We start from the raw sequence: 25,929 nt of genomic DNA on the forward strand, positions 1-25,929 counted from the left end.
GAAAGCGAGGAAGACCTGCGTCCCCCATCGGCCGGTGGTCCACGAGACGTGCCCCCTCGCTCGACCGAGCGCCTCCCCCGCGTGGCAGGCGCTCAGCAGGTGTGATCGAGATCGGCGGGCCCGCCGGAGCAGCAGACCGAACCACTCACCACCGTAGCGACCAGGACGACGGCGTCCAGCGTCACCGGACCGGGCAGGAGGTGGTCCCAGCCGGTGACGTGGTCGCGGGAGCACTCCTCGAGCACGGCCACCTCCCGACCCCGCTCCCGGAAGCCCGTCTCGGTGCTGCCGCACTCCACCGACCTCACCTCCGCACGCGCAACCACCGGTTGCTCCGAACGGCGACCACCTCGCTCCGGGAGAGGGCGTCACCGAGGAGGTCGTCGGTCGCGGTCGATCACAACGGGTTCTGAACCGGATCACAGCGGGTTCTTCACACCTCGCCGCCATCGTCGTGCTGCGGACGCGCCACCGGCGCGTCCTCGACGACAGCGACGGGAGCGACACCACCCGATGAGAAGACTCCGACATCCGATCCTGCCGACGGCCGCGTCGGCCACCGCGGCCCTGGTGGTCGCGGCGGTGCTGGTGGCTCCGATCCGTGCCACGGCGGCGGACGAGCCCCCGGACACCGGCACCGAAGCTCTGCGATCGGTCACGCTGATCACCGGTGACCGCGTTCTGGTGCGCGGCGACCGCGTCGCCGGTGTGACCGCGGCACCCGAACGCGCGGGAACGGGGTTCCTGCGCAGACAGGTCGAGGGCCACGAGCACGTCGTGCCGCTCGACGCCGTGCCCCTGCTGACGGAGGGACGGCTGGACGAGCGGCTGTTCGACGTCACCGAACTGCTCGCGCAGGGCATGACGGACCAGGACGAGCCGGAACTGCCGGTGATCGTCACCGGTGCCGCTGGCGACGAGTTGCGCGCCGCGGACGTTCCGGCCGGGGCCGAGGTGACCACCAGCGTGCCGTCGCTGGGCGTGCGGGCGCTGAGCGTGGACAGGTCCGACGCCCCCGCCTTCTGGAACTCGTTGCGCGAGAAGGCGACCGCCCGCGCGTCCGGCGCCGTGGACAAGATCTGGCTCAACGGCAGGGTGAGCGCCTCGCTGGACCGCACGGTGCCGAAGATCGGCGCCCCGCGGGCGTGGGAGCAGGGCTTCAGCGCGCAGGGCGCGAAGGTGGCGGTGCTCGACACCGGGTACGACCCGACGCACCCCGACCTGGTCGGCCGGGTCGACGCGGCCGCCGTGTTCACCGGCGAGCCCGACGCCGTCGACCGCACCGGGCACGGCACGCACGTCGCCTCCACCATCGCGGGTTCGGGCGCCGCGTCCGGTGGCCGGTACCGGGGCGTGGCCCCCGACGCCAGGCTGCTGGTGGGCAAGGTGCTCGACGACAACGGCGGCGGCAGCGACGCCGAGGTCATCGCCGGGATGGCGTGGGCCGTGCAGCAGGGCGCGCGGGTGGTGAACATGAGCCTGGGCTCGCGCCCCACCGACGGCACGGACCTGCTGTCGCAGAAGCTGAACGAGCTGTCCGAGTCCTCCGGCGCGCTGTTCGTGGTCTCGGCGGGCAACAGCGGCCCGAACGGTGTGGTGACCGCGCCGTCCACGGCCGACCGGGCGCTGTCGGTCGCCAGCACCACCGTCGACGACGTCGTCAGCGACTTCTCCAGCACCGGGCCGCGACGCGGCGACCTCGGTCTCAAGCCCGAGATCGCCGCGCCCGGCTCGGACGTCGTCGCGGCACGGGCGGCGGGCACGCTCGCCCGGCAGGCCGTGGACGAGCACCACGCCAGGCTGTCGGGCACCTCCATGGCCAGCCCGCACGTCGCGGGTGCGGCGGCGATCGTCGCCGGGCAGCACCCCGAGTGGACCGGGCAGCAGATCAAGGCCGCGCTCACGGGCACCGCGGAGGTGCTGCCCGACGCGCCCGTGTTCCGCCAGGGCGCCGGGCGCGTCGACGTGGCGGACGCGGTCCGCAGCACCGTGCGGGGGCAGGAGGCCACGCTCGGGGCGGGTCTGCTGAGGTGGCCGCACGACGACACCGAGCCGGTCGTGCGCACGCAGACCTACCACAACGACGGGGACCAGCCGGTGACCGCGCGCCTGGACCTGCAGGTGGCCGCGGTCGACGGTGCCCGGCCTCCGGAGGGGATGTTCTCCCTGGACCACGAGGAGATCGTGATCCCGGCGCGCGGCAGCGCCTCGGTGTCGGTGACCACCACCCGCGCGAACGCGTGGGTCGGCCGGTACGCGGGTCGGCTCACCGCCACGACGGCGGAGGGGTCTCTGACGACGCCGTTCGCCGTGGGGCTCGACGTGGAGAAGCGCGAGCTGACCGTGCGGACGCTCGGCCGCGACGGTGAGCCCGCGCTGGCGAACGTGATGGTGCAGAACGAGGACACCGGCTTCGTCACCAGCGCTCTGACCGCCGGCGGGGTGTTCACCGAGCGCGTGCCGCTGGGGCGCTACCGGGTGATCGGGCAGGTGGTGGACGTCCAGGACGGTTTCGCCGGTGGCCACTACAGCGACCTGACCGAGTTCGCGATCGGCGTCGAGGGCACCACCGGCGACGGCGAGGTGGTCGTCGACGCCCGCGAGGGCAGGCCGCTCACCACGTCCGTGCAGGACCCGCACGCGCGGAAGATCGGTGTCTCCGCGTACAACGTGTCCTCCAGCCTGGACACCCCCGGTGGTCGTTCCAGCGCCAGCACGTTGTTCTACGGCACTCTGGACGGTCACCACGCGATCGGCGCCGCGATGCCCGGTCTGAGGTACGGCTTCATGGAGCACTGGGACCACCCGATGGCCTCGGTGCGCATTCCCGGCGCGGACGGTGTCGAGGTGCAGAGCGTCGTCGACAACTCCGCGGGCCACCTCGGATCGGTGCGCGCACCGCTGGTCGACGTCGGTGACGGCGCGACCGAGACGCTGCCCGACGTGACCGGCGCCGTCGCGCTGATCGCCGACGAGCAGCCCGTCGACCAGGAGGTGATGAACCAGCGGGTCCGTGCCCTCGCGGAGCGGGGCGCGGTCTTCGTGCTGTCCTACAACTACGTGCCCGACCACAGCACCGTGCCGGTGTTCCAGCTGTTCGGAACCCGCGACGTGACGCTGCTGCGGGCCCGCCTGGCGGCGGGACCGGCCGAGGTGGAGATCGAGGGGCGGCTCGGCGGTCCCAGCAACTACCACCTCAGCGAGACCGTGCGCGGTGAACTGCCCTCCGGGCGCCACTGGAGCTTCCGCGACGCCGACCTGGGCACCGTGCAGGCCGAGTACCGCGACCTCGACTCCGATCACCGCACCGAGCACGTGATGAACGTCCTGGAGTCCGACGGCATCAGCGGCGTGTACGAGTCGTCCTTCCGGTCACCGCACCGGCGTGTGGAGCACTACTCGCCCGGCACCACCTGGCAGGCCCTGTCCACCTCCGGCTACGACACCGAGACCGGTCAGCCCTTCGGCGGCGAGGAGTCGGCGCCGTGGACGCCGCGGGCGGGTGAGCGGCGCGCGCAGTGCTGGCGCTGCGGCGTCTTCGGACCGCAACTGCCCGAGGGAGGCGCGGCGGTGGTGAGGGACGGCGACGCGCTGGCGGTCGACGTCCAGCCGCTCTCGGTGGGGGACCCCACGCACCGTTCCCCGTCGGAGCCGCACGACACCCGCAGCACGGTCCTGCTGCGCGACGGCGTGGAGATCGGCCGCAGCGACGCGGTCGGCCCGGTGAGGTTCGCGCTTCCCGCCGAGGACTCCGCCTACCGGCTGGTCGTCGCGGGGACCCGCGTCGGCGCGCACCGGCCGATGGGCGACTCCGTCTCGGTGGAGTGGGCCTTCCGCTCGGCCGGTGGACGGCAGACCGTGTCCCTGCTGGACGTGCGGTTCGCCCTGCCGCTGGACGAGGACAACGCGCTGCCCGCCGACACCGCCACCAGTGGGACGGTCTCGGTCGTGCGGCAGGGCGGCGCCGCCGCGGAGACCGCCGATCTGGGTGTCGAGGTGTCCTACGACGACGGTGTCACCTGGCTGGCCGCGCCCGTGAGCAGGACCGGGCAGGACTGGACCGTGGCCCTGCCCGCCGGTGGTGCGGCCGGCGGGTTCGTCTCGCTGCGGGCCACCGCGAGCGACGTGGAGGGCAACTCCGTCGTCGAGACCGCCCTGCGCGCCTACCGCCTGCGGTGAGCACCGGGTGCGGGGGTGTCCTGGTGACGTCCCCGCACCCGCGCCCGACCGGAACGGCCGCGCCGCGGATCACCGGTGACGGCGTTCGGCCCGCGCCGCGCGGTCACGTCCAGACGACGCACCCCCGCCGGTGCAACTCGTCCAGCAGCGACGGGGAGGGCACGCAGGGGTTCCAGCGCAGGTCCAGCCTCTCCAGGACGGCAGCTCGACGATCCGGTCCGGCAGCTCGACGAGGTGGTTGCTCCGCACGTCGAGCTGCCGGAGCAGGGGAAGACCGGCGAGCGGTTCCGGTAGCGCGGTCAGCGAGTTCTCCCGCAGGTCCAGGTGACGCAACTGGTGAAGAGCTGCCGCGGACGACGGCAGGTCCTCGATCACGTTGCCCCGCAGCCACAGCTCACGAAGCTCCCGGCAATCGCCGATGCCGTCGGGCAGGGCGCTCAGGCGGTTGTGCTGGGCGCGGAGCTCGATCAGGCCGGACATCCCGCCGATGCTCTCCGGCAGGACGGTGAGGTCGTTCTCGCCGACGTCGAGGTAGCGCAACCGGGTCAGCTTCCCCAGCGAGTCCGGCAGCTCGCGCAGGTCGTTGTCGTGCAGGTGGAGGCAGTCGCTCAGGCTGGTCAGGTCGCCCAGCTCGTCGGGCACCGCGCCGAGCTGTTCAGGCCACAGGTTCAGCACGTGCCGCACGCGACCTCGTTCTCCTCCGGGTGCTCGTCACCCTCCACCCTCCGGTCGATCTTCGCCAGGTGCCACGCCGGTGATCGCCGTGGTGGAGCCGGTGCGGTGCGGGGTCGAACTGCCTGCTTTCGCCGCTATCTCCGAAAGTCGAAAGCCGTCAGGATGTGAGCCGACCCGGCACCCGTGTCGACGGGAGACCTCACGTGGCACCTCGTTCCCCGGCACGTCGTGCCCTGACCGCGGTGGTGGTCGCCGTCACCGCGAGCGCGCTGCTGATCCCGTCGAGTTCCGCCTCCGCGGCCGACAACCCGTGGACCAGAGCGGACAGCGGTACCGTCGCGGCCCGGTCGCTCCAGCAGGGTGATCTCCGCACCGACCGGTTCGCCGGGTTCACCCTCGACCGGCCCGCCATGGCCGCAGCCCTGGACGCGGGAGCGGACGTCGAGGTCGTGCTGCCGACGCCCGCTGGCACGTTCGAGCGCTTCTCGCTCGTCGACGTCCCGGTCCTGGAGCCGGGGCTGGCCGCCCGGCACCGGGAGATCAGGACCTACGCGGGCAGAGGCCTGGACGACCCGACGGCCTCCGTCCGCGCGGACCTGACCCCGCTGGGCTTCCACGCCTCCGTGCGGTCCCAGCGCGGCCAGTGGTTCGTCGACCCGCACTCCCACCGCGACCAGAGCCTCTACGCCAGCTACCACGGCCACGACCTGACCCCGGTCGCCCCGTTGCCGGAGATCGAGTTCCAGCACGCGGACCGGCCGCTCCGGCCCGCGACCACCGCGGCGAGTCCGGTCGTGCTGCTGCGCACCTACCGCCTCGCGATCGTCACGGACCCGTCCTACGCGCGCTACTTCGGCGCGGAGAACGTGACCGCCGCCAAGGCGACCCTGGTCAACCGGATCGCGCAGGTGTACGAGGACGAGACCGCGATCCGGCTGCTGCTGGTCGACGAGACCGACAAGACCAACCTGAACACCGACGCCGAAGCGACCGGTCCGAACGGGCCGTGCGGCGCGGCACCGTGCTTCCGGCCAGAAGAACTTCAGGGCTGCGCGACCGGGACCCTCGGCCACAACGCGACGGTGCTGGGTCAGCTCGTCGGCGCGGGCGACTACGACATCGGGCACGTCGTGCTGGGTGTGCGCGGCGGCGGGGCCGGCGTGCCGGGCGTGGGCGGAGCGCACAAGGCCGCGGGGTGCACGGGTCTCGCCACGCCGACGGGCGACCTGCTGGCCGTGGACTACGTCGCGCACGAGACGGGTCACCAGTTCGGCGCGGAGCACACGTTCGACGGCGACCGGTGGGGGTGCGGCACCGGACAGCGCTGGCCGGGCTCCTCCTACGAGCCGGGCAGCGGTTCGTCGATCATGGCGTACGCCGGGATCTGCCAGCAGGACAACCTCCAGCGCCACGCCGACCCCTACTGGTCGCACCGCAGCCGCACCGAGATCACCGCGTTCACCACCTCGGCACCGTCGAACGACAACGAGGTGCAGAACGTCTCCCTGCGGGACTTCGACAGCGGTGACTCCTTCACGCTCACCCACGGAGGCCGCAGGTCGGCGCCGATCCCCCACGCCGAGTACACCCCGGAAGCGATCGCCACCGCCGTCGAGGCGCTGCTGCCGACCGGCGCCGAGGTCGAGGTCGCGGGTCTCGGGGACAACGTGAACCGGCCGACCCCGTTCGACGCCACAGGATTCCAGGTCACGTTCCGGGGATCGATGGCGGGGACGAACACCACCGCGCTCGGCCTCGACGCGACCGGGGCGTCCGGATTCGTCGGCGAGACCGTCGAAGGGGGTCCGCAGAACAACCGCGGACACCGCGTCGAACGCACCCGCAACCACCCTCCGGTCGTGACCGCGCCCGCGCGCCGCACGATCCCCGCACGCACCCCGTTCGCGTTGACCGGCAGCGCTACCGATCCCGACGGCGACCCGGTGACCCACCTGTGGGAGCAGAACGACCGCGGTGGCGAGAGCGGCACGTCGCTGGTGGAGAACACCAAGACCGACGGCCCGCTGTTCCGCCTGTTCGGCACCGCTGCCGTCGTCAGCGACGAGGACGCGCTGACGTACCGCTCCCCCGGTCAGAACACCGTGACCACCGATCCGACGCGGGTCTTCCCGGACCTGGCGCAGATCGCGGCGAACGACACCAACGCCGTGACCGGCAGGTGCCCGGCCGCCCCGCCGCCTCCGGCGCCGGAGACCGGCGGCGGCACGAACGTGCCCGCCGACGTCGTCGACTGCTTCTCGGAGTTCCTGCCCACCGCCGACTGGGTCGGCGTGGACGGCGACCGCACCCTCCACTTCCGGCTCACGGTCCGCGACGGCAGGCAGGGCGGCGGTGGGATCGGCAGCGCCGACACCGAGCTCGAGGTCGCGCCGACGGCCGGCCCCTTCCTGGTGACCTCGCACGCTCTCCGCTCGTCCCACCGCGGCGGCTCCCGCCAGGTCGTCACCTGGAACGTGGCCGGAACGCGGGCGGCTCCGATCGGCACCACCTCGGTCCGGATCACCTTCTCCACCGACGGCGGGCTGACCTTCCCGCACGTGCTCGCCTCCCGGACCCGCAACGACGGCACCGAGTCCGTGACGCTGCCGACGGTCCGGACCACCGAGGGCCGCATCAGGATCGAGGCCCTCGGCAACGTGTTCTTCGACCTGAACGACGCCGACCTCACCGTCACCAGCTGAGGCCGAGCAGTTCCCGCAGGACGCGGGCCCGGTCGAGGATGTCGTGGCCCGGACCCGACCCGGTTGCACCTGCCCGTCTGCCGCGACACGCGTGCGCTCCTCCTCGCCCGACGACCTCTGCTGGTTCGCCCCCGACGCGGCACGCGCCCCCCACCGGCGCTGCGGCCTCGGCACCGGCGCGGGGTCGTTCGAGCACGCCGACGAGGCACCGTCACGGCGGTGACAGACCGCGGTGACGGGCCGCGCGGCTCGCACCGTCGCGCGACGGGTGGCCGAGCACGCCGGCCGCTTCTGAGGTGCCGACGCGACCGGGCGCCGACGGGCGACCGGTTCGCGATGTCACCTGGTCGGCTGATTCCGCTGGCACGAAGGGGCTGCACGGGTGGTGAGCGGCCGTGCACCGGCCCACGATGCCTGGGATGGAGCACACGACGGTGACCCACGACTGGCCGGTGGACGACCTCGACGGCATCCGCTTCGATCCGCTGCTGGCCAGGCTGCTGGCCGAGGAGCCGATCAGCAGGATCCGGCTGCGCTTCGGCGAGGGCGACGCCTGGCTGGTGACCCGCTACGAGGACGTGCGGGCGATCACGACGGACCCCCGGTTCAGCCGGGCGGCCACCGTGGACAACCCCATCACGAGCATGACGCCGCACGTGATCGGCCTGCCCGGCGGGATCGCGCGAACCGATCCGCCCGAGCACACCAGGCTGCGCGGCCTGGTGACGAGCCACCTCAGCTCGCGGCGGGTGCGGCGGTTGCGGCCCAGGGCCCAGGTGATCGCCGACGACCTGCTGACCCGCGTGCAGCAGCAAGGTCCTCCCGCCGACCTGGCGGAGTGCCTGACCACGCCGTTCACCATGCGCGTGATCAGCGAGCTCCTCGGCATCCCCGAGGCTCACTGGGACCGGGCCGCCCAGTGGCAGGCGGTGGTGCTGTCGAGCAGCCACTCCCGGACCGAGGCCGACGAGGTGAAGGCCGAGATCGGTCGCTACTTCGCGCAGCTGGCGCGTCGTCGTGCGGAGGAACCGGGAGAGGACCTGCTCAGCGCGCTGGTCTCGGGCAACGCGGACGGTGCGCTCAGCACCCGCGAACTCGTGTCCCTCGCGGCCATCCTCCTGCTCAACGGCATGGACATGGTGCGCAACGTGAGCACGTCCATGGTCTTCGTCCTGCTCAGCCGGCCAGAACTGATGGAACGGCTGCGCGCCGAACCGGAGGTGCTGCCGCAGGTGGTCGAGGAACTGTTCCGCTACCTCCCGCAGCGCAACGGGGTGGGCCTGCCCCGGGTCGCGATGGCGGACGTGGAGATCGGCGGCGTGACCATCAGGGCGGGTGAGGCGGTCTACGTCTCCTACCTCACCGCCAACCGGGATCCCGAGGTCTTCGACCAACCGGACCGGCTGGACGTGGACCGGGAGGACAACCCGCACATGGCGTTCGGGCACGGTCCGCACCACTGCATCGGCGCGGCTCTCACCCGGATGCAGCTCGACGTGCTCATCCCCAGCCTGCTGACCCGGCTGCCGGGACTGCGCCTGACCTGCGCGCCGGAGGAGGTGTCGTGGCGACGCGGCACGCTCAACCGCGGACCGGTGACGCTGCCCGCGACCTGGGACGTGCACCGGTGAAGGACGGACTGGTCGTGCCAGCGGGGCGGGGACGCCGGATGGTGACCGGCGCCCAGGAGGTCACGGTCAAGGTCAGCGGCGAGCACTCCCGGACCGCGTCGAGCTTCGAGGTGGTGGTGCCGCCGGGGTTCGACGTCGGCGCGCACGTGCACGCGCACGGGGAGGAGCTCTTCTACGTGCTGGAGGGTGAGCTGGAACTGCTGGCCTTCGAGCCGTGCGAGCGGACCTCGGCCAACTGGCGCGAGTGGGAGAGCCACACCGGGCAGCGGGCCTTCCGCGCCGGTCCCGGCAGCCTGATGTTCGTGCCGCCCGGCTGCCCGCACGCCTTCGCCAACCCCGGCGTCAGCCCGGCACGAGTGTTCTTCCAGTCCTCCCCGCCGTCCCGGCACGAGCGGTACTTCGAGGAGCTGCTCGACGTCCTGGCCGCGCCGGGTGCGGTGGACGCGCGGGCGGTCGAGCGGTTGCGACAGCGCTACGACATCGAGCAGCTCACACCGCTGACGTTCACCCCTCCCCCGCGGCCTACCACGTGACCGGCAGTTCGACCGGTCCGCGGATGAGGCACCCGGTCGGCCACGGCACCTGCTCCACGGGCACCGCGAGCCGCAGTTCCGGCAGTCGTCGTACGAGCGCGGTCAGCAGGACCTCGGACTCCATCCGGGCCAGCGCGGGCGCCATGCAGTAGTGCGGGCCGTACCCGAAGGCCAGGTGCGGCACGTCCGGCCGGTCGATGTCGATGCGCTCGGGATCGGGGAAGACCCGCTCGTCGCGGTTGGCGGTGAGGTACGAGACGTACACGGCTTCGCCCGCTCTGACGAGCACCCCGCCGACCTCGACGTCCTCGGTGGCTATCCGCGGCTGACCGAGACCGCTCTTGTGCGGGATGAAGCGGAGCAACTCCTCCACGACGCGCGGCGCCGCGGCCGGCTCGGCGCGGAGCCTGTCCCACAGGCGCGGGTGCGTCAACAGGGTGTAGACCATCATCGAGCTGTTGTTGCGGACCGCGTGCCACCCGTTGGACTGCAGGAGCACCGTCAGGGCGAGCATCTCCGCCTCGTTGATGATTCCCTCGTCCTGCGCGGAGACGAGCGTGGTGAGCAGGTCGTCACGCGGTTCCGCCCGGCGCTGTGCGGCCAGGTCGCGGAAGTACGCGCCCACCGCGGCCTTCGCCGCCACCGCGCGGTCGGCGGCCTGCTGGTCGCGCGCCACCGACAGCACGGTCTGCGCCCAGTCGACCGTCAGCGGCCAGTCCTCGGGCGGGACGCCCAGGACCGTGCCGATCATCGCGACCGGGAACGGGGAGGTCACCCGGCGCACCAGCTCGCCGGGTGCGCCGTCGCGGACCATCGCGTCGATCAGGTCGTGCACGCGCTGTTCCGCCTCCGGTCGCAGACCGTCCACGGTGGACTTGGCGAACGCCTTGCCGACCACGCCGCGGATCCGGGCGTGCTCGGGCGGGTCGGCGAAGCTGACGGCCTGGTCGAGCGGCACGGCGTGCCGGGTCATCTTGGAGAACGACGCGCCCGGCACGGCAGCGCGGCTGAACCGCGGATCGGAGGTGACGAACTTGACGTCGTGGTAGCGGGTGACCACCCAGGTGTCGCCGTCGCCGTGGGGCAGCCGCACCCTGGCCACGGGCTCGTCGTTCAGCAGGTCGGCCAGGAAGGGGTCGAACCGCAGACCTGTCAGGTCCTGGACCTCGTAGTGCCTGACCGGACAGGGGACGGTCACGACGACGCGCTCCGCGAGTCGGCGAGGGCCGCCCAGGTGCCCACCACCATCTCCGCGGTGATGCCGGGACCGAACCCGGCGATCATCCCCCGCGCGGAGTGCTGCTGCGAGTCCTCCTCGAACAACCGGTCCAGCGCGTCCAGCACGACCGCGCTGGCGATGTTGCCGTACTCGGTGAGGGTGGTGCGGCTGTGCCGGAACATCTCCGGCGGCACGTCGAGGTACTTGGACAGGTCGTCCAGGATGCGCGGGCCACCGGCGTGCACGATGTAGAAGTCGAGCGCGGAGGCGTCCCAGCGGTGGTCGTCCACCAGGTCCCGCACCGCCGGGGCGAGCATCTCCATGGTGCCGGGAACCCTCTTGTCCAACCGGAAGTGGAACCCCGTGGCCTTCACCGCGTAGGAGATCCAGTCCTCCGTGTCGGGCACCAGGTAGGAGGCGTTGCGCTCCAACCGCATTCCCGCGCACCCCTCGGCCCCGGCGTCGTCGCCACGCACGACCGCCGCCGCGACCGCGTCGCCGAACAACCCGTTGGACAGCAGCGAACCGATGCCGGTGTCCTCCGGCTGGTAGCACAGCGAGCAGAACTCGCAGGCGACGACGAGCGCGTTGGAGTCCGGGTACGCGGTGCAGAAGTCGTGCGCCCGGTTGATCGCCGCGCCACCGGCCGCGCACCCGAGCTGGGCGATGGGCAGCTGGCGGGTGTCCGGCCGGAAGCCCATGGTGTTGATCAGCCAGGCGGTCATCGACGGCATCGTGAACCCGGTGCACGAGACGTACACGATCAGACTCACGTCCTCGGCGGTCAGCCCGGAGTTGTCCAGTGCCCGGCCGACCACGTCGGGCAGGCGTCGCTTCGCCTGCTCCGCGTAGACGCGCGTGCGGGCCTCGAACCCGTCGTGCTCCAGCGTCTCGGCGACGGGTCGGATGAAGTGCCTCTTGCGCACTCCGGTGTTGCGGATCAGCCTGAGCACCAGCGGCAGTTCGGTGTGACGGGAGTGCATCCGGTTCGCGAGTTCGAGGGTCTCCTCCATCGTGAGCACGTGTTCCGGAACCGCGACAGCCGGTCGGCACAGCACGGGCATCATCCGCTCCTTCCGCTGGTCCGAACCCGCCCCCCTCGGGGGCGAGCAAGGACGGGCGACCACCCGCACCGAGCAGTCGGTCACTCCTCCGACTAGTGGGAGTATCACCGCCGACACGGCCTCCGTCGACGCCTTGACCAGGTACTACGCACGATCGCGTGAAAGCTGTTCAAAACGGCTCGATGCCCCGGAAGAGGGGCCAGAACGCGGCCGAGCGGGACGATCGACCACCTCGGCGGCATCGGCACCACCGCCCCGCAGGACCGTCCCCGCGAGGTCCGCCGACGAACGCGCCGATCGTCCACAGCGGACACCCCGACGTGACGGGCGGAGCGCGCGAGCAGCACACCGGCCGCGGAGCGGACGGGGGCGGCCGCCGCTCTCCGGACCGTCGGCACGTGGCGCTCCCGTGACCACCGCCGGGATCGCCGCGGTCCCGGTCGCAGCACCGGGACCGCGGCGTGTCGCGGACGTGTCCGAAATCGGATACGCCACCGCAACGTCCCCGCGTCTCTGATGGGGGGCGTGAACCACGACTCCTCGTCCGCACCACCTCACCGCACGCTCCGGATCGTGTTCGCCGGCCTGGCGGTCCTCGGCCTGGCGAGCGCGCTGTTCGCCGTGCGGCGACCGCTGCTGATGGCCGCTCCGGCGTGCGTGTCCGGGCGGTGGCGCGGCTGCTTCGGCACGGAGAACGGCGTGCTGCTCGTGATGCTCGCCGGTCTGCCGCTGGCCGCCGCGGTGGTGTGGGCTCTGGCACGCCGTCGACGTGCCGCCGGCGTCGCACCGGCGTGGCGGACGTCGCTGGCCGAGGTGGGCGTGGTCCACGCGACGGTGCCGATGGTGTGGCTGGCCCTGATGCCCGGCTCCGGAGCCGGCGTCGTCCCCGGCCGGGTGAGTCTGCTCCCGCTGCGCGACCTGGTCACGATGGGGCCGATCGGGATCGTCGGCAACCTGCTGCTCTTCGCGGCGCTGGGTTTCTTCGCGCCGATGCGGTTCGCGGCGCTGACCTCCGTGCCGCGGCTGCTGCTCCTCGGGGCGGGCTGCTCGGCCCTGGTGGAGACCGCGCAGTACGTCTTCCAGCTGGACCGGGTGTCCTCGGTGGACGACGTGCTGCTCAACACCACCGGAACCCTGCTGGCCGCGCTGGCCTCACGCCGCTGGTGGCGCACCCCGGCGGGCTGAGCCGCACCGGGAGCGCCCGCACGACCGTCCCGGTGACCTCCCCGAGGAACTGCTCACCACGCGGGGCGTCGGTGTGCGACGACCCGCGCTGGCTGCTCCGACCCCGCGCGCTATCCGACGGCGCCGAGGATGCCGTAGAGGGTTCCGGTGAGGATGCCGATGACTGAGTCGACGAGGCCCATGACAGGTGCTCCTTCGCACTGGTGTCGCGTCGGTGTGCCGCTCGCGGTGCCGACGCGACAACGATTCCGCGAGCGGGAACGGAAGAACCTCACACTAGAACGCCGACCGGGACCACGCCCGCTCGACGCCAGCGGTGACCGGACGTTTCACCGGTTCGAGGGTTCTCCCGCTCCGGGTGGGGCGGACCGGGCAACGCGCCCGCGTCTCCTCGGTCGAGCCAGAACTCGTCGCCCTCGACGTCCTGCATCACCGGGCACGACTCGTCGACGCCGTCGGCACGCAGCAGTCGCACCCGCACCGCGCCGAGCGCGATCAGTCGTGCGCACTCGGCCTCGAGCGCGGCGAGGCGCTCCTCGCCCACGAGCCCGGTGCCGACCCGCACGTCGAGGTGCAGCCGGTTCTTGACGACCTCGCCCTCGGGAACGCGCTGGAAGAACGGTCGCGGGTCCACACCCGACGGGTCGACGCAGGCGAACGCCGAACCCCGCCGCTCCGGCCGCATCGAGCGGCGGAACTCGTCCCACGCGGCGAATCCCTGCGGGGTGGAGGCACGACGTACCCCAGGACCTCGCACCAGAGACGAGCGACGCGCTCGGGTTCCGCGCAGTCGGAGGTGACCTGGAACTGCTTGACCGACGTCATCGCTCCACCGCAGTGACGGGCCGAGAGCCCGACGGACCGCGCGAGCCCCGTCAGGGAGCAGGCCTGTTCGGGTCGATCTCCAGCTCATCGCCGAGCGGATCGCGTCCCTCCGCTTCGCCGGGTCGGCGCAGGAACCAGCTCCGCAGCACCAGGCTCACGACGGCCGCGACCAGGAACAGGGCCGACGCGACGTGCAGCACGGTCGCCCGAGGGCTCTGCCCGAAGTTCTCGGTCACCGCGGGCGAGCGCGGGGTGCTGAGGACCACGTGGACGTACAGGAAGAGCGCGGGCACGTAGAGCAGCCACCACACGCGCTCGTCCCACTGCTTGAGGTCGTACCCGTCCAGCGGCCGAACCGGTACCAGGCCGAAGACGACCGCCTGAACGCCCAGCACGAGCACCACGCACACGGCCTGCCCGAGGGTGAAGGGCCCCGCTGCGGTGGCGTGACGAGCCTCCCGGATCACCGGTTCGGCGACGACCCACGTCCCCAGGCACACCACCAGGACGCTGACGGCGCCGCCCAGCGTCGCGCGTCCCCGGTGCGCTCCCCGGGGTTCGGCGACGAGCGCGATGTACACGATCACCAGGCCGTACACGTACGGCACGGGCAGCTCCAGCAGGCGTGAGGCCGTGGCCGTCGACGCGGCGACGGCGAAGCCGAGTCCGATCGCCCGTACTCTGGCCGGTCCGCGCACGCTCCTGAGCAGCAGGTCCTTGGGCGTCTCGTAGGCGAGCACCACCAGCAGCAGCGCCGCCGTGGCTGCGCCGACCTTGAGCAGCGTGCCGCCGTCGGCGAGGCTCTTGTTCTGCGGATCGGCCCACGCCAGCAGCACGCCTCCGGCCAGGGCGTACCCCGGGACGCGCAGCCAGCCGGGCAGGCGGGGCGCGACCGGTTCCCGGCGCCGCGCGGCCGGGGTCCGCACCAGCTCGACGATCTTGTTGACCAGGTCTGCGGGGAAGGCCGCCTCCAGCAGCAGCACCAGGACGAGGAACCACACGGTCAGCGCGGCACTGGTGGCCAGTTCCCCGATGTCGGTGGACACCTCGCGCCACGTGGGCACGCCCAGGACGGGTGAGGGTGAGAGCGTCCACGCGCCAGGGCCCTCGGTCGGCGGAGGTGGTGGAGCGTCCGGTGCGAGGACGCCCTCGGCGGGCACGTCCGCGGCCGGTTCGTCCGCGGTGGCCGACGGACTCTCCGGCTGCCGGGTCAGCTCGAACACGGTCAGCGGCTCCGTCGTCGGCAGGGCCGTCGTACCCGCGACGGAGGTCTCGCCGCCGCACCGGAACGCGACCTGGTGCACCCCGGCGGGCAACTCGGCCGAGATGATCGCGTGCAGGTCGATGAAGTCCCAGGGCCGGGAGGGGGCCCCACCGGCTCGCGACTCGTCCAGCCAGGTGTCCAACTCCGATCCGCCCACGACGATGACGCCCTCCAGGCACGTCGCCGGGTAGCCGTGCAGGTGGACGGTGATCTCCGGAGCGCCGGTCGACGGCCGGTCGCCGCCGGACAGCGGATCGGACGTGGACGTGGGCGTGGGCGTGAGACGTGCGCGCACCGTGAGGTGCACCGTCGCCTCGGCCGCAGCGCCGTCCGCGTCGACGGCCCGGTAGGGGAACGAGTCGTCGCCGGTGAACCCCAGCGGGGGCGAGTACTCGAACGCCCCGTCGGCGGCGAGGGAGTAGCGTCCTCCCCGAGCGGTGACCCCGTTCGGGGAGGACGCCTCGGCGACCATCGAAGCCCGGTTCGGGTGCGCGTCGTTGCCCAGCACACCCGGCGCGGGCACGCTCAGCAGGACCCCGTCGGTGGCCTCGTGCGCGTCGTCCCGCGGTTCCGGCCCCAGCCGCACCCCGACCTCCACCGCCGCCGTGTTGCTGTGGCCACCGGCCGCGTCGGTGATGCGATAGGTCCACCGGGCGGTGATCCCACCACCGGACCGCCAGCGGAAACCCGGTGGCGACGTGGTCGGCTCGACGACGCCGTCGGTCGGCCCCGACACCAGCTCCACGGAGACCCCTGCCGGGGCGGTGTCGTTGGCGAGCACGTCGACGGTGTACCAGCCGTCGACGGCCTGGTTGCTCGACCAGACGACGTGGTCGTCCACAGCGGACGCCTGGCGACCGGCCGCGAGCAGCACGGCCGCCGCCGACAGCAGGACCACCACGACGACGATCTCCCGCCACGGCCCGCGGACCCGCACGCGTCCGATCACCACCTCCCCCCTGCGCCGTTCGCCAGCGGCTGCCACCGCCACAGCGCCCCGGCGAGCTGCCGGTGGCACCCCCCGGGGTGCGTCGCCCCCGCGTCGAGCGGACGGAGCCGCTGCGGAGGACTCACGTCGATCGCGCCCGTCAGCCGGTGCAGATCCACCGGTCGGCGCACAGGAACGTCCACCACCCGCACCTCCGTTCGCAGCAGCCGGTTCTAGTCGGTACCACGAGGCCGCGCGGAGAGGAACGCCATCGTGCGGTCCGCGGCGAATCCGAGCGGCGGGCGCGGTTCCCGCTCGCGCTCGACGCCCGGCACCCGGCCCGCGTCAGAGGGCGTGCGGTCCGAACCGGCCCCAGGCCACCACCGCGGCCAGGAGCAGCAGCACCGCGTTCGGCGCCAGCCACGCGAATTCCGCGCGCCGCGTGTGCACCACCACCGCACCGGCCATCACGGCCACCAGACCGGTCGCGGCGAGCGGCACCAGGACCGGGGCGATGCCGGTCACCGCCGGGAGGACCAGCCCGATCGCGGCCAGCAGCTCGAGGACACCGACCGTCTTGATCGCCACCGGAGGCCAGTTCTCGTACCAGCCCATGCCGGAGGCGACCAGCTTCTCCCGCGACCGCAGCGCCTTCGTCGCCCCGGCGTGCAGGAACACGGCCGCGAGCAGCCCGGCAACGCCCCACAGAACGACGTTCATGATCCACCCTTGACACAGATTGAGTTAAACATTGAAGTGAACCGTAGATCCCCACGACGTCAGCGCGCAAGCGTTGATCACTTGCGCGTTGAAGTTATGCTCACCGGCGTGACCGACGAACCCCGCTGGTTGGACCCCGCCGAGGAGCAGACCTGGATCACCCTGGTCGCCGTGCTGTTCCGGCTGCCCGCCGCCCTCGACGCGCAGTTGCAGCGCGACGCCGGGATCAGCCACTTCGAGTACCTGATCCTCGTCGGCCTGTCCGAGGCCCCGGAGCGCACGCTGCGGATGAGCGCGCTGGCCCTGCTCTGCGAGGGCTCGCTCCCCCGCCTCTCGCAGGCCGTCGGCCGCCTGGAGAAGCGCGGCTGGGTGCGCCGCACGCCGGACCCGACCGACGGCCGCTACACGCTCGCGATCCTCACCGACGAGGGCCGGGACAAGATCGTCGCCACCGCGCCCGGCCACGTCGCCGAGGTCCGCCGCCTGGTCTTCGACCCGATGACCAGGGCGCAGCCCGGACAACTGCGCGAGATCGGCGCCCGCGTGCTGCGCGCCGTCGACCCGGACGGCCCGCGGCCCGGCACCCGCCCCTTCTGACCGGTCCTCCCGCGCCTCCGTCGTGCCCGGCGCTCACCACGAAACGGGTGCGGAAAGTTCCGCGGGCCGTGCAACCCGCCGTCCGCGGCGACTGTATCGGGGGTGACGGTGGGGAGGCTTGCTGGTGGATCGTCACGACTTCACGCGGGTGGTGCGTGAGCGAGCGGTGCCGTGGCGTCGCGTCGCGTTCCTGATCTGCGGGGACTGGACGCGTGCGGACGACCTGGTGCAGGTGGCGCTGATCCGCCTGTACCGGCACTGGCACCGCATCGAGCCCGACGGCTTGGAGGCCTACGCGCGCAGGGTGATCTCGCGCTTGGCCGTGGACGAGGCCGCACGCGCCGCCCGTCGCGGTGAGGTGTTCGGGGAGGTTCCCGACCGTCCGGGGAACGCGACCGCGGTGGACGAGGCGGTCGGCGGGACGCTGGACGTGCGCGCGGCGCTGCGGACGGTGCCGCCGCGGCAGCGCGCGGTGCTGGTGCTGCGCTTCTACGCCGGGCTGGACGTGGCCGAGACCGCGGCGGCGCTGCGCATCAGCCGGGGCACGGTCAAGTCGCAGTGCGCCCGCGGTCTGGCCACCCTGCGCACCGCACTGGGACCACACGCCGATCTCGGCGTCACCGCGACCGGTGACTCGACGGCCGCGGCCGTGCCGACGGGACCCGGCCGCGATCGCCGGACGCGGGCCGGCGACACCGGTCAGCCACACGCGCAGCGACTGAGGGGGTAGAGGGTGCACGAGCGGGACGACAGGGACCGCACCGTGTTCGACCGCGCGGTGGGTGCGGACGAGCCGCCGCTGCGGGTGGACTTCGACGCCGTCGAGCAGGCGGGGGCGCGATCGTTGCGCCGTCGCCGCGCCGCGGTGCCGCTGCTGACCGCGGCCGCCGTCGTCGCGGCCGTCAGCGGCGCGGTGGCCCTCACCGGCCCCCCCGGCGGTGGCACGTCGGCGCAGCTCGCCGCGCCCGGCGCCAGCACCTCCCCGGCGGGTGCGAGGCCGATCGGCACGGCGGTGCCCAGCACGCGCACCGCCGCGTACTGCTACCGCACCGCCGACATCACCAGCGACGAGCCGGATCAGCACGTGATGGTGGGCTTCGCCGGGGACGACCCCGACGGCCGGGGCGACGTCGCCTCGCGCCTGCTGAGAATCTGCGGCAGCGCGTGGACCGAGAACCACTACGGCTGGCGGGGCCCGATCGGCGACGGCAAGACCTACTCGGCACCCGACCTGGTGGCCTGCGTGCTCGACGACGCCGCCGCGGACGCGACCGACGTGGTGGAGGGCGCCGCCGCGGTGTTCCCCGGCACCGAGCAGACCTGCGCCGACCTGGGGTTGCCGGTGGCCGCGCTGAACGGGTGAACCCCGATCGTCGCAGTCGTCCCGATCGGCGCGGGCGGGCGATCGGAATTCACTCCAGGCCGAGAACCGTCACGAGCAGGCCGGGGAAGCGCTGCTCGAACTCCGGGCGCAGCGAGTGCCAGCAGCGGGTGCCCTCCGGCCTGATGAACACCACCCCGGCCTTGCGGAGCGTGGTGAAGTGGTGGCTCAAGGTCGACTGCGAGACCTCCACCTGCATCTCCGAGACCTGGTGCTCCCCGCCGTCGCTGAGCGTGCGCACGATCGCGAGGCGGACGGGGTCGCCCAGTGCTGACAGGGCTCTGGCCAGGGCGACTTCGTCGAGGTCCGGGTGGTCGAAGTGGCGCACGCCGAACAGAGTACCTTCATCGATGTTCGACGTTGATAGATGAAGGCGGTTGTCGATGATCTTGCTCACGGGTGCGACCGGGACGATCGGTGGCCTGCTGGCGCACCGCCTCGCGGCGGACGGAGTGCCCTTCCGCGCGCTGGTGCGCCGGGAGGGCGTGACGATCCCCGGAGCGGAGGTGGTCGTCGGGGACCTGGACGACCCGGCGACCCTGCCGGAGGCGTTCGCGGGTGTCGGGCAGCTGTTCCTGAACACCGCCGGGCCATACCCGGACGAGGAACCGGTGATCGCTCAGCAGTTCGCCGCGATCGACGCCGCAGTGGCGGCCGGGGTCGAGCACGTCGTCAAGATCTCCACCGCGGGGGCGAGGGCGGACGGGCCGATGCCGCTGGGGACCCACGCGAAGATCGAGGCCCGTCTCGCGGGCTCGGGGCTCGCCGGGACCGTGCTGCGGCCGAACACCGTCATGCAGAACCTCGTCCGCGGGATCGCGATCTTCACTCCCGACGGCGACCTCTTCGAGCCCTTCGGCGGGAAGGTCGCGCACGTCGACGCCCGGGACGTCGCGGACTGCGCCTTCGCGGTGCTCACCGGATCAGCGCCCCGAGGTGGGACGCACGACCTCACCGGCCCCCTGGCGCTGACCGCGGCGGAACTGACGACGGCTCTGTCGACTGCTCTGGACCGCAGGATCGGACTGGTGCAGCCCGGCCTCGACGAGCTCGAACCGATCCTCCTCGGCCGGGGGATGCCGGAGTCCTACGTGAAGCACTTCGTGGAGCTCGCCCGGCTCGTCGGCGCCGGTCTGCTCGCCGACGTCACCACGGCCGTCACCGACCTCACCGGGAACCCGCCGCGCTCCCTCGACGCGTTCATCGCCGAGCACCGCGACCGGCTGCGCGGCGTTCCGGCGCCGTCCTTCTGGGCCTGAGGACCGGGTGGACCCGGTCCGGCCGGTGCGCCGGAGGAGTCACGACGCGCGTGCCGCGAGCGCGTCGGCGCGCACCCGGTACCGGTACTCGCTCGGCGACTGGGCGCGGGCCCGCTGGAACGCGCGGCTGAACGCCTTCGGCGAGGCGTACCCGACGGCGGCCGCGATGGACTCCACGGGATCACCGGTGTCGCGCAGCCGGATGGCGCCGAGGTCCATCCGCAACCGGGTCAGGTAGGCGCCGGGCGACTGGCCGAGCACGGCGGCGAACCGCCGCGACAGCGTCGCGCGGGAGACGTGGAGCGCGGCGGCCAGGGACGCCGTGGTCCACGCGCGACCGGGTTCGTGGTGGATTCGCGTCAGCGCGTCCCGCACGACCGGGTCGCGCAGCGCGTCGAGCCACGACGCCGACCGCTCGGCCGGACGCCCGGCCAGCTGAGCTCGTGCGAACTGGACGAGCACCAGGTCGACGAGGCTGTTCACCGCTGCGGTCGTGCCGAACTGCGGAGCCGCCAGTTCCGCGGACAGCAGCTGCGCGGTGGCGACCAGTCGCGGCTGCTGCTCGGCCACGACGCGCACAGGTCGTGACAGCGCCGGGAACAGCGGGATGCTCGACTCCGAGTCCTGCTCGTGGTGCACGGTCAGCACGCGCGTGCGGACCGGCCCCGTCCCGAGGCGCATCGCGGTCCCCGTCTTCTCGGCGGCGGTGGCGGCGATCCGGTCGCACGGTCCGGTCCGCGCTCCGGGCACCCCGGCCAGTCCGTGCGGGGTGCCCGGCGGCACCAGCACGGCGTCCCCGCCACCGACGCGCAGCGACGGCTCACCGGGCACCTGCAACCACAGCTCGCCCTCGGTCACCAGGTGCAGGGCGGCTCCCGGATAGGTCTGCAACCACACGCCCCACACGCCCCCGGCCTCGATCCGCACTCCCAGGGAGCTTCGCGCGCCGTACACCTGCAACACGTCCGCCAGCACGTCCACGGCCACCATCATGACAGCGCCGACGTCCCCTCCCGCTCCGGTGAGACGAACGGCTACCTCGTCGAGGCACACGGCCGTGGCCCCGTCCGGACGGCGAGCCGATGATCGACCCGATGCCCGCACCACTCAGGAGGACACCACCATGCGCGCACTCGTGGTCGCTCGCGGGGACACCGGTCCCGTGCGGTTCGACGAGGTCGGGGAACCGTTGCCGACTCCGCACGAGGCCCTGGTCGAGATCCGGCACATCGGACTCAACCTCGGTGAGCTGAAGCACGCCGACCAGTGGCCGGTCGGTGCGATCCACGGTCACGACGCGTCGGGCGTGGTCCTGCGCGCGGCCGCGGACGGCACGGGGCCGGCGGAGGGCGCCCGGGTCGCCCTGGGGCACGCGCCCCACGCCTGGGCCGAGCGGATCGCCGTGGCTCCGGCGTGGCTGGGGGTGGTTCCCGACGGCGTCGACCTCGGTGACGCCGCCGCCGTCGGCGTCGCGGGCGTCACCGCCCTGCGCGCGCTGCGTTCCCGCTCCGTCCTCGCCCGCCGGGTGCTCGTCACCGGCGCGAGCGGCGGCGTGGGGCGCTTCGCCGTGCAGCTCGCGGGGGTCGCGGGCGCGCACGTGAGCGCGCTGGTGGGGTCCCCCGAACGGGCGGCCGGTCTGCGTGAACTCGGCGCCGACGAGGTCGCCACCGACATCTCCGGACTGCTGGGCGAGTTCGACCTCGTCGTCGACACCGTCGGCGGCCCGCAACTGGCCGCCGTGTGGGACCGGCTCGCCGTCGGCGGCGACGTCCAGCTCGTCGGCTTCGCCTCCGGCCTGCCCACGACGTTCCCCACCGGCTCGCTGTTCTCCTTCGGCACGCCCAGGACCCTGAGCACCTTCGGCGACACCGTCTCCGCCGTCGACGCCGAACTGGCGGACCTGCTGGAGCTGCTGGCCTCCGGTCGTCTCTCCGCGGAGGTCGGCCTCCGCGCCGGCTGGCACGACGTCGACCACGCGGTCCGGTCGCTGTTCGCGCGAGAGGTGCGCGGCAAGATCGTCCTCGACGTGACCTGACGGTCGGGAACCGGGCGCGAAGCGCGTGCGGGCGTCCGCGCGGAAGCGGCCGGTCAGCAGCCCGGAGGCCAGTGGACTGCGCACCAGCGCGCCCGGCCCGCAGCGCTGGCACACCGGCAGCACGCCGCGCTCGGCAGCGCGGCCGAGGATCGAGCAGCGGGGTTGTTCGGTGCGGAAGCGGGCCGGACCGCGCCGCCGGGGGCACGTGCGCACGAGAAGGCGTCCTCGTCTTCGGGGGACCGGCGGGCGAGCGCGGTGAGACCCCCGGTGCTGCCGCCGGGGCACGTCGGCGGTGGATCGCCGCCGACGTGCCCCTGGCCGTCGGCTCGTCAGCCGGGCCGGTCGGAGTGGCAGGCCGGGGGCAGTGCGCGATCAGGAGGGCTGGCGGAAGAAGCAGACGATGTCCCGGACCTGGAAGTCGTCGAACTGCCCCGGGTTCGGGTTCGGCGGCTGCAGGACGATCCCCAGATCGGCGCGCGTGATCTCCAGCGTGTTCCCGTTCGCGTTCACCGGGTCCAGCTTCGCAGTGGACGGGATCACGAGGTGCTGGGTGTACCAGGCCATGGACTCCTCGGTCAGCTCACCGGTGGACGAGCCGGGGTACGGCGAGATCCTGCCGATGTCGACACCGTTGACCTTCACCTGAGGCGCCGTGGCGGGGTCCACGATCGTCAACCCGCTGACGGCGAACAGGAGAATCGCCGGAAGCGTGTTGTTCACGCCGCCCGTGCTGAACTTGACCACCAGCGGCCCGGTGCCTTCGCCAATGACAACGGCATTCTTCCGAATTACCTCGAAATCACTCAGCAGGGTCACAGGACACTCCTTTCGGAACCGTCACGACGCTGGACACACGATCTCACCGACACTATCAGTAGAACAGAGAAGACACCCGATCAGGTGATCTACCAGTGCGTTCGCGTCGTCGCCCCACGAAATGTCCAGAAAACGACCCGACGAGTTCCCCGGAGACCCGTCACGTTCCGACACCGTCGCGCGAACGCTTCACCACCGTCCCGGAGACTTCCTGATCACGCCCGCGCACCCGACACGTCCACGCCGGTCGCGGGTTCACTCCTCGAAAAGTCGCGGATCGCGCGACCCGATCTCTCCCGAAATTCGGGTCGCGCGCACCGAGCGACATTCCAGCACCACTGGTGTCAATTCGACGAAGCCTCGTCCGCACCACCGTCCGCCGGTGGACGTCACGGGATCAGCAGCAGCTTCCCCGTGGTCGTGCGCGACTCGATGTCGGTGTGGGCCCTGGCCGCCTCGGCCAGCGGGTAGCGGCCTCCGATCCGGACGACCAGCTCGCCCTTCTCCACGAGTGCGAACAGTTCGGCCGCGTGTGCCGCGAACGCCCCCGGAGCGCGGACGTGGTCCTCGGTCGTGGGGTAGGTGAGGCGGACGCTGCGGGGAAGCTGGTCCATCCGGATGGTCGGCACCTCTCCGATCAGCGGCCCGTAGAACACCAGCGTGCCGTGCGTGCGCAGCACCGTCAGCGACGCGTCGAACGTGGTCGCGCCCGCACCGTCGAACACCGCGTGCACGCCCTCGCCACCGGTCAGCTCCCGAACCGGCTCGACGAACGCGTCACCGGTGGAGACCAGGACGTGATCGGCACCCGCACCGGTGGCGATCTCGACCTTCTCCGGCCGCGACACCAGGCCGATCACGGTGCCACCGCGCGCCTTGACCAGCTGGGTGAGGATCGCCCCGACCCCGCCGGCGGCGGCGTGCACGAGCACGACGTCCCCCGGTCGCACCGGGTGGGAGACGGTGGCGAAGTGGTGCGCGGACACGCCCTGCACGAGCAGGGCCGCGGCCGTTTCGTCGTCGACGGCGTCGGGCACCGGGACGACCCAGGCCGCGGGGAGCACGACCTGCTCCGCGTAGCCGCCGTGCCCCATGAACATCCACGCGACACGATCACCGGGGGCGAACCCGTGCACGTCCTCGCCCGCCTCCACCACCACACCGGCGCCCTCCACGCCCGGCACCTCGGCCGCGCCCTGCCTGCGGACCGCGGTGTCGAAGAAGTTCACGCCCGCAGCGCGGACGTCCACCAGGATCTCGCCGGGGCCCGGACGGAGATCCGGCCGCTCGCGCAACCGCAGCACGTCCGGCCCACCTGCTTCGTCGATCACGACTGCTCTCATGCGGCCAACGTATTTTCGCAAAAATGGACCCGCAAGTACAGTTCGATCGTGACCACTCCGAAGGGCATCGCCACCCGCCGGCGCATCGTCGAGGCCGCCGCAGCCGAGATCCGGGAACGCGGCACGATCGTCACCACGCTCGACGACGTGTGCCGGCGCAGCGGCACCGGGAAGAGCCAGCTGTTCCACTACTTCCCCGAGGGCCGGGAACAGCTCCTGCTCGCGGTCACCGAGTTCGAAGCCGAGCGCGTGCTCGACGACCAGCATCCCTACCTGCACGAACTCACCTCGCGCACGGCGTGGGAGGCGTGGCGCGACGTCATCGTCGAGCGCTGTCGCAACCAGGGACCGCACTGCCCGCTCGGAGTGCTGATCGCCGACGTGGGCCGGTACGGCCCGGCGGCCAGGGCCGTCACGACGCAGTTGATCCGGCGGTGGCAGGACGCCGTCCGGGACGGCATCGAGGCCACGCAGGCGGCCGGCGAGGCCGACCCCTCCCTCGACGCCGACCGCATGGCCGCAGCCGTGGTCACCACCATTCAGGGCGGTGTCAGCGTCCTGCTCTCCACCGGCTCCGCGGACCACCTGGAGGTCGCGCTGAACCTCTGCCTCGACCACCTGCTGGTCGCGGACGTGCGCCACGGGCAGCGATGAGCACGTGACGCCGCAGTCCGAACAGGACGGTCTACGCGTCCTTGCTGGACGCCCCGTCGGCGGAGCCGGCCCGCGTCGCCGGGATCTCCCCCTCCCGCCGGGTGAGCACCAGGGGGGCGTCCTCCGTGACGGCGATCGTGTGCTCGGAGTGGGCCGTGCGCGAGCCGTCGGCCGACCTGATGGTCCAGCCGTCGGGGTCGTAGACGATCCGGTCGGTCGTGCGGGCGAACCAGGGTTCGAGCGCGAGGGTCAGACCGGGCCGGAGCTTCAGGCCGCGTCCGGCGCGACCCTTGTTGGACACGTGGAGATCCTCGTGCATGGTGCGGCCGATGCCGTGACCGCCGAACTCGGTGTTGACCGGGTAGCCGTAGTCGCGGGCCACCGCCCAGATGGCCGCCGAGATGTCGCCCAGGCGGTTGCCCGGACGCGCGACCTCGATCGCCGCCTCCAGCGCTTCCTCGGTGGCGCGGATGATCCGCAGGTCCTCCTCCGCCGGGGTGCCGACGACGATCGTGCGCGCCGAGTCGGCCACCCAGCCGTCGATGCCGACCGCGAGGTCCGCGCTGAGCACGTCGCCGTCGCGCAGGACGTAGTCGTGCGGCAGGCCGTGCAGGACGGCGTCGTTCACCGACAGGCAGATGACGTTGCGGAACGGGCCCTCGCCGAAGGACGGCGCGTAGTCCCAGTAGCACGACTGCGCGCCGCGCCGTTCGATCATGCCGCGCACGTGGTGCTCCAGGTCCAGCAGGTTGACACCGACGTCGGCGAGCCCGCCGACCTCGGTGAGCACCTCGGCGACGAAGCGGCCCGCCACGTGCATCCGCTGGATCTCCGCAGGTGTCTTCAGTTCGATCACGAGTACCTCGCGTCACGGGGGGTTGGTATTACTATCCCGGTACGCTAGCACTTGCCGGGATAG

Annotated in this window: 23 protein-coding genes and 1 pseudogene; 11 read left to right on the plus strand and 13 right to left on the minus strand. The window is 72.5% G+C overall.

Translation table 11 applies throughout. From position 1 onward, the window contains the following. Positions 1–92: 92 nt before the first annotated feature. Positions 93–299, minus strand: a complete 207-nt coding sequence (locus IMZ35_RS22115; RefSeq protein WP_199443067.1) for a hypothetical protein — start codon at positions 297–299, stop codon at positions 93–95. 214 nt (positions 300–513) lie between these two features. On the opposite strand from IMZ35_RS22115, the gene IMZ35_RS22120 reads away from it, so the two are divergent. Then, on the plus strand, positions 514–4,179 hold the full coding sequence (locus tag IMZ35_RS22120) for a S8 family peptidase (protein ID WP_199443068.1): 3,666 nt from the start codon (positions 514–516) through the stop codon (positions 4,177–4,179). A gap of 69 nt (positions 4,180–4,248) precedes the next feature. Here IMZ35_RS22120 and IMZ35_RS22125 read toward each other — a convergent pair whose 3' ends face one another. After that, complete coding sequence (locus IMZ35_RS22125) at positions 4,249–4,863, minus strand: leucine-rich repeat domain-containing protein (protein WP_199443069.1); 615 nt, start codon at positions 4,861–4,863, stop codon at positions 4,249–4,251. A 194-nt stretch (positions 4,864–5,057) separates the two neighbouring features. On the opposite strand from IMZ35_RS22125, the gene IMZ35_RS22130 reads away from it, so the two are divergent. From IMZ35_RS22130 to IMZ35_RS22140, 3 genes are all read left to right on the plus strand, one after another. Continuing rightward, complete coding sequence (locus tag IMZ35_RS22130) at positions 5,058–7,556, plus strand: reprolysin-like metallopeptidase (RefSeq protein WP_199443070.1); 2,499 nt, start codon at positions 5,058–5,060, stop codon at positions 7,554–7,556. A 419-nt stretch (positions 7,557–7,975) separates the two neighbouring features. Further along, the gene (locus IMZ35_RS22135; protein ID WP_199443071.1) at positions 7,976–9,187 is read left to right on the plus strand and encodes a cytochrome P450; all 1,212 of its coding nucleotides are present in this window, start codon (positions 7,976–7,978) and stop codon (positions 9,185–9,187) included. Then, complete coding sequence (locus IMZ35_RS22140) at positions 9,184–9,720, plus strand: cupin domain-containing protein (RefSeq protein WP_307868571.1); 537 nt, start codon at positions 9,184–9,186, stop codon at positions 9,718–9,720. The genes IMZ35_RS22135 and IMZ35_RS22140 overlap by 4 nt, the downstream gene beginning before the upstream one ends. Here the strand turns inward: IMZ35_RS22140 and IMZ35_RS22145 are convergent. After that, complete coding sequence (locus tag IMZ35_RS22145) at positions 9,710–10,918, minus strand: cytochrome P450 (RefSeq protein WP_199443072.1); 1,209 nt, start codon at positions 10,916–10,918, stop codon at positions 9,710–9,712. The two genes, IMZ35_RS22140 and IMZ35_RS22145, sit on opposite strands and share 11 nt — an antisense overlap. Continuing rightward, positions 10,915–12,006 (minus strand): type III polyketide synthase, encoded by a 1,092-nt coding sequence (locus IMZ35_RS22150; RefSeq protein WP_307868573.1) that lies wholly within the window; start codon positions 12,004–12,006, stop codon positions 10,915–10,917. The genes IMZ35_RS22145 and IMZ35_RS22150 overlap by 4 nt, the downstream gene beginning before the upstream one ends. 570 nt (positions 12,007–12,576) lie before the next feature. On the opposite strand from IMZ35_RS22150, the gene IMZ35_RS22155 reads away from it, so the two are divergent. Continuing rightward, positions 12,577–13,188, plus strand: a complete 612-nt coding sequence (locus IMZ35_RS22155; protein WP_307868576.1) for a VanZ family protein — start codon at positions 12,577–12,579, stop codon at positions 13,186–13,188. Positions 13,189–13,459: 271 nt separating this feature from the next. On the opposite strand, the gene IMZ35_RS32130 is transcribed toward IMZ35_RS22155, so the two are convergent. From IMZ35_RS32130 to IMZ35_RS22170, 4 genes and pseudogenes are all read right to left on the minus strand, one after another. Beyond that, positions 13,460–13,873, minus strand: coding sequence for a VOC family protein (locus IMZ35_RS32130; RefSeq protein ID WP_368857021.1), 414 nt, complete (start codon positions 13,871–13,873; stop codon positions 13,460–13,462). Between the two features lie 23 nt (positions 13,874–13,896). Further along, positions 13,897–14,013 (minus strand): annotated as a pseudogene (locus IMZ35_RS32135) (VOC family protein); the annotation flags it as partial. Between the two features lie 50 nt (positions 14,014–14,063). Further along, positions 14,064–16,226: an Ig-like domain-containing protein gene (locus IMZ35_RS22165; RefSeq protein WP_199443074.1), complete on the minus strand. Its 2,163-nt coding sequence runs from the start codon at positions 16,224–16,226 to the stop codon at positions 14,064–14,066. Between the two features lie 324 nt (positions 16,227–16,550). Further along, positions 16,551–16,925 (minus strand): DoxX family protein, encoded by a 375-nt coding sequence (locus IMZ35_RS22170; RefSeq protein WP_199443075.1) that lies wholly within the window; start codon positions 16,923–16,925, stop codon positions 16,551–16,553. 108 nt (positions 16,926–17,033) lie between these two features. Here IMZ35_RS22170 and IMZ35_RS22175 point away from each other — a divergent pair, with 108 nt between their 5' ends. The 3 genes from IMZ35_RS22175 (at position 17,034) to IMZ35_RS22185 (ending at position 18,885) form a co-directional block, all read left to right on the plus strand. Next, complete coding sequence (locus IMZ35_RS22175) at positions 17,034–17,522, plus strand: MarR family winged helix-turn-helix transcriptional regulator (RefSeq protein ID WP_307868579.1); 489 nt, start codon at positions 17,034–17,036, stop codon at positions 17,520–17,522. A gap of 124 nt (positions 17,523–17,646) precedes the next feature. Then, complete coding sequence (locus IMZ35_RS22180; RefSeq protein WP_307868580.1) at positions 17,647–18,252, plus strand: RNA polymerase sigma factor; 606 nt, start codon at positions 17,647–17,649, stop codon at positions 18,250–18,252. Positions 18,253–18,285: 33 nt separating this feature from the next. Next, on the plus strand, positions 18,286–18,885 hold the full coding sequence (locus IMZ35_RS22185) for a hypothetical protein (protein WP_199443077.1): 600 nt from the start codon (positions 18,286–18,288) through the stop codon (positions 18,883–18,885). Positions 18,886–18,934: 49 nt separating this feature from the next. Here IMZ35_RS22185 and IMZ35_RS22190 read toward each other — a convergent pair whose 3' ends face one another. After that, on the minus strand, positions 18,935–19,300 hold the full coding sequence (locus IMZ35_RS22190; protein WP_307868582.1) for an ArsR/SmtB family transcription factor: 366 nt from the start codon (positions 19,298–19,300) through the stop codon (positions 18,935–18,937). On the opposite strand from IMZ35_RS22190, the gene IMZ35_RS22195 reads away from it, so the two are divergent. Then, complete coding sequence (locus IMZ35_RS22195) at positions 19,287–20,162, plus strand: NmrA family NAD(P)-binding protein (protein WP_199443078.1); 876 nt, start codon at positions 19,287–19,289, stop codon at positions 20,160–20,162. The two genes, IMZ35_RS22190 and IMZ35_RS22195, sit on opposite strands and share 14 nt — an antisense overlap. 39 nt (positions 20,163–20,201) lie before the next feature. Here the strand turns inward: IMZ35_RS22195 and IMZ35_RS22200 are convergent, their stop codons facing one another. Next, entirely contained in the window at positions 20,202–21,155 is a 954-nt protein-coding gene (locus tag IMZ35_RS22200) for an AraC family transcriptional regulator (protein WP_199443079.1), read from the minus strand. Between the two features lie 130 nt (positions 21,156–21,285). On the opposite strand from IMZ35_RS22200, the gene IMZ35_RS22205 reads away from it, so the two are divergent. Then, entirely contained in the window at positions 21,286–22,197 is a 912-nt protein-coding gene (locus tag IMZ35_RS22205; RefSeq protein WP_199443080.1) for a zinc-binding dehydrogenase, read from the plus strand. 372 nt (positions 22,198–22,569) lie between these two features. Here IMZ35_RS22205 and IMZ35_RS22210 read toward each other — a convergent pair whose 3' ends face one another. Then, positions 22,570–23,013 carry a hypothetical protein gene (locus IMZ35_RS22210; RefSeq protein ID WP_199443081.1) on the minus strand — a complete coding sequence of 148 codons (444 nt, stop codon included), beginning with the start codon at positions 23,011–23,013 and terminating at the stop codon, positions 22,570–22,572. Positions 23,014–23,402: 389 nt separating this feature from the next. Further along, positions 23,403–24,356, minus strand: a complete 954-nt coding sequence (locus IMZ35_RS22215) for a quinone oxidoreductase family protein (protein ID WP_199443082.1) — start codon at positions 24,354–24,356, stop codon at positions 23,403–23,405. 48 nt (positions 24,357–24,404) lie between these two features. Between IMZ35_RS22215 and IMZ35_RS22220 the strand changes: the two genes are divergently transcribed. Continuing rightward, positions 24,405–25,010, plus strand: a complete 606-nt coding sequence (locus tag IMZ35_RS22220; protein WP_199443083.1) for a TetR/AcrR family transcriptional regulator — start codon at positions 24,405–24,407, stop codon at positions 25,008–25,010. 31 nt (positions 25,011–25,041) lie between these two features. Here the strand turns inward: IMZ35_RS22220 and map are convergent, their stop codons facing one another. Next, positions 25,042–25,866 (minus strand): type I methionyl aminopeptidase, encoded by an 825-nt coding sequence (gene map / locus IMZ35_RS22225; RefSeq protein ID WP_199443084.1) that lies wholly within the window; start codon positions 25,864–25,866, stop codon positions 25,042–25,044. Positions 25,867–25,929 lie beyond the last annotated feature (63 nt).

It is taken from the genome of Umezawaea beigongshangensis, from assembly GCF_016464305.1.
Lineage (GTDB): Bacteria > Actinomycetota > Actinomycetes > Mycobacteriales > Pseudonocardiaceae > Umezawaea_A > Umezawaea_A beigongshangensis.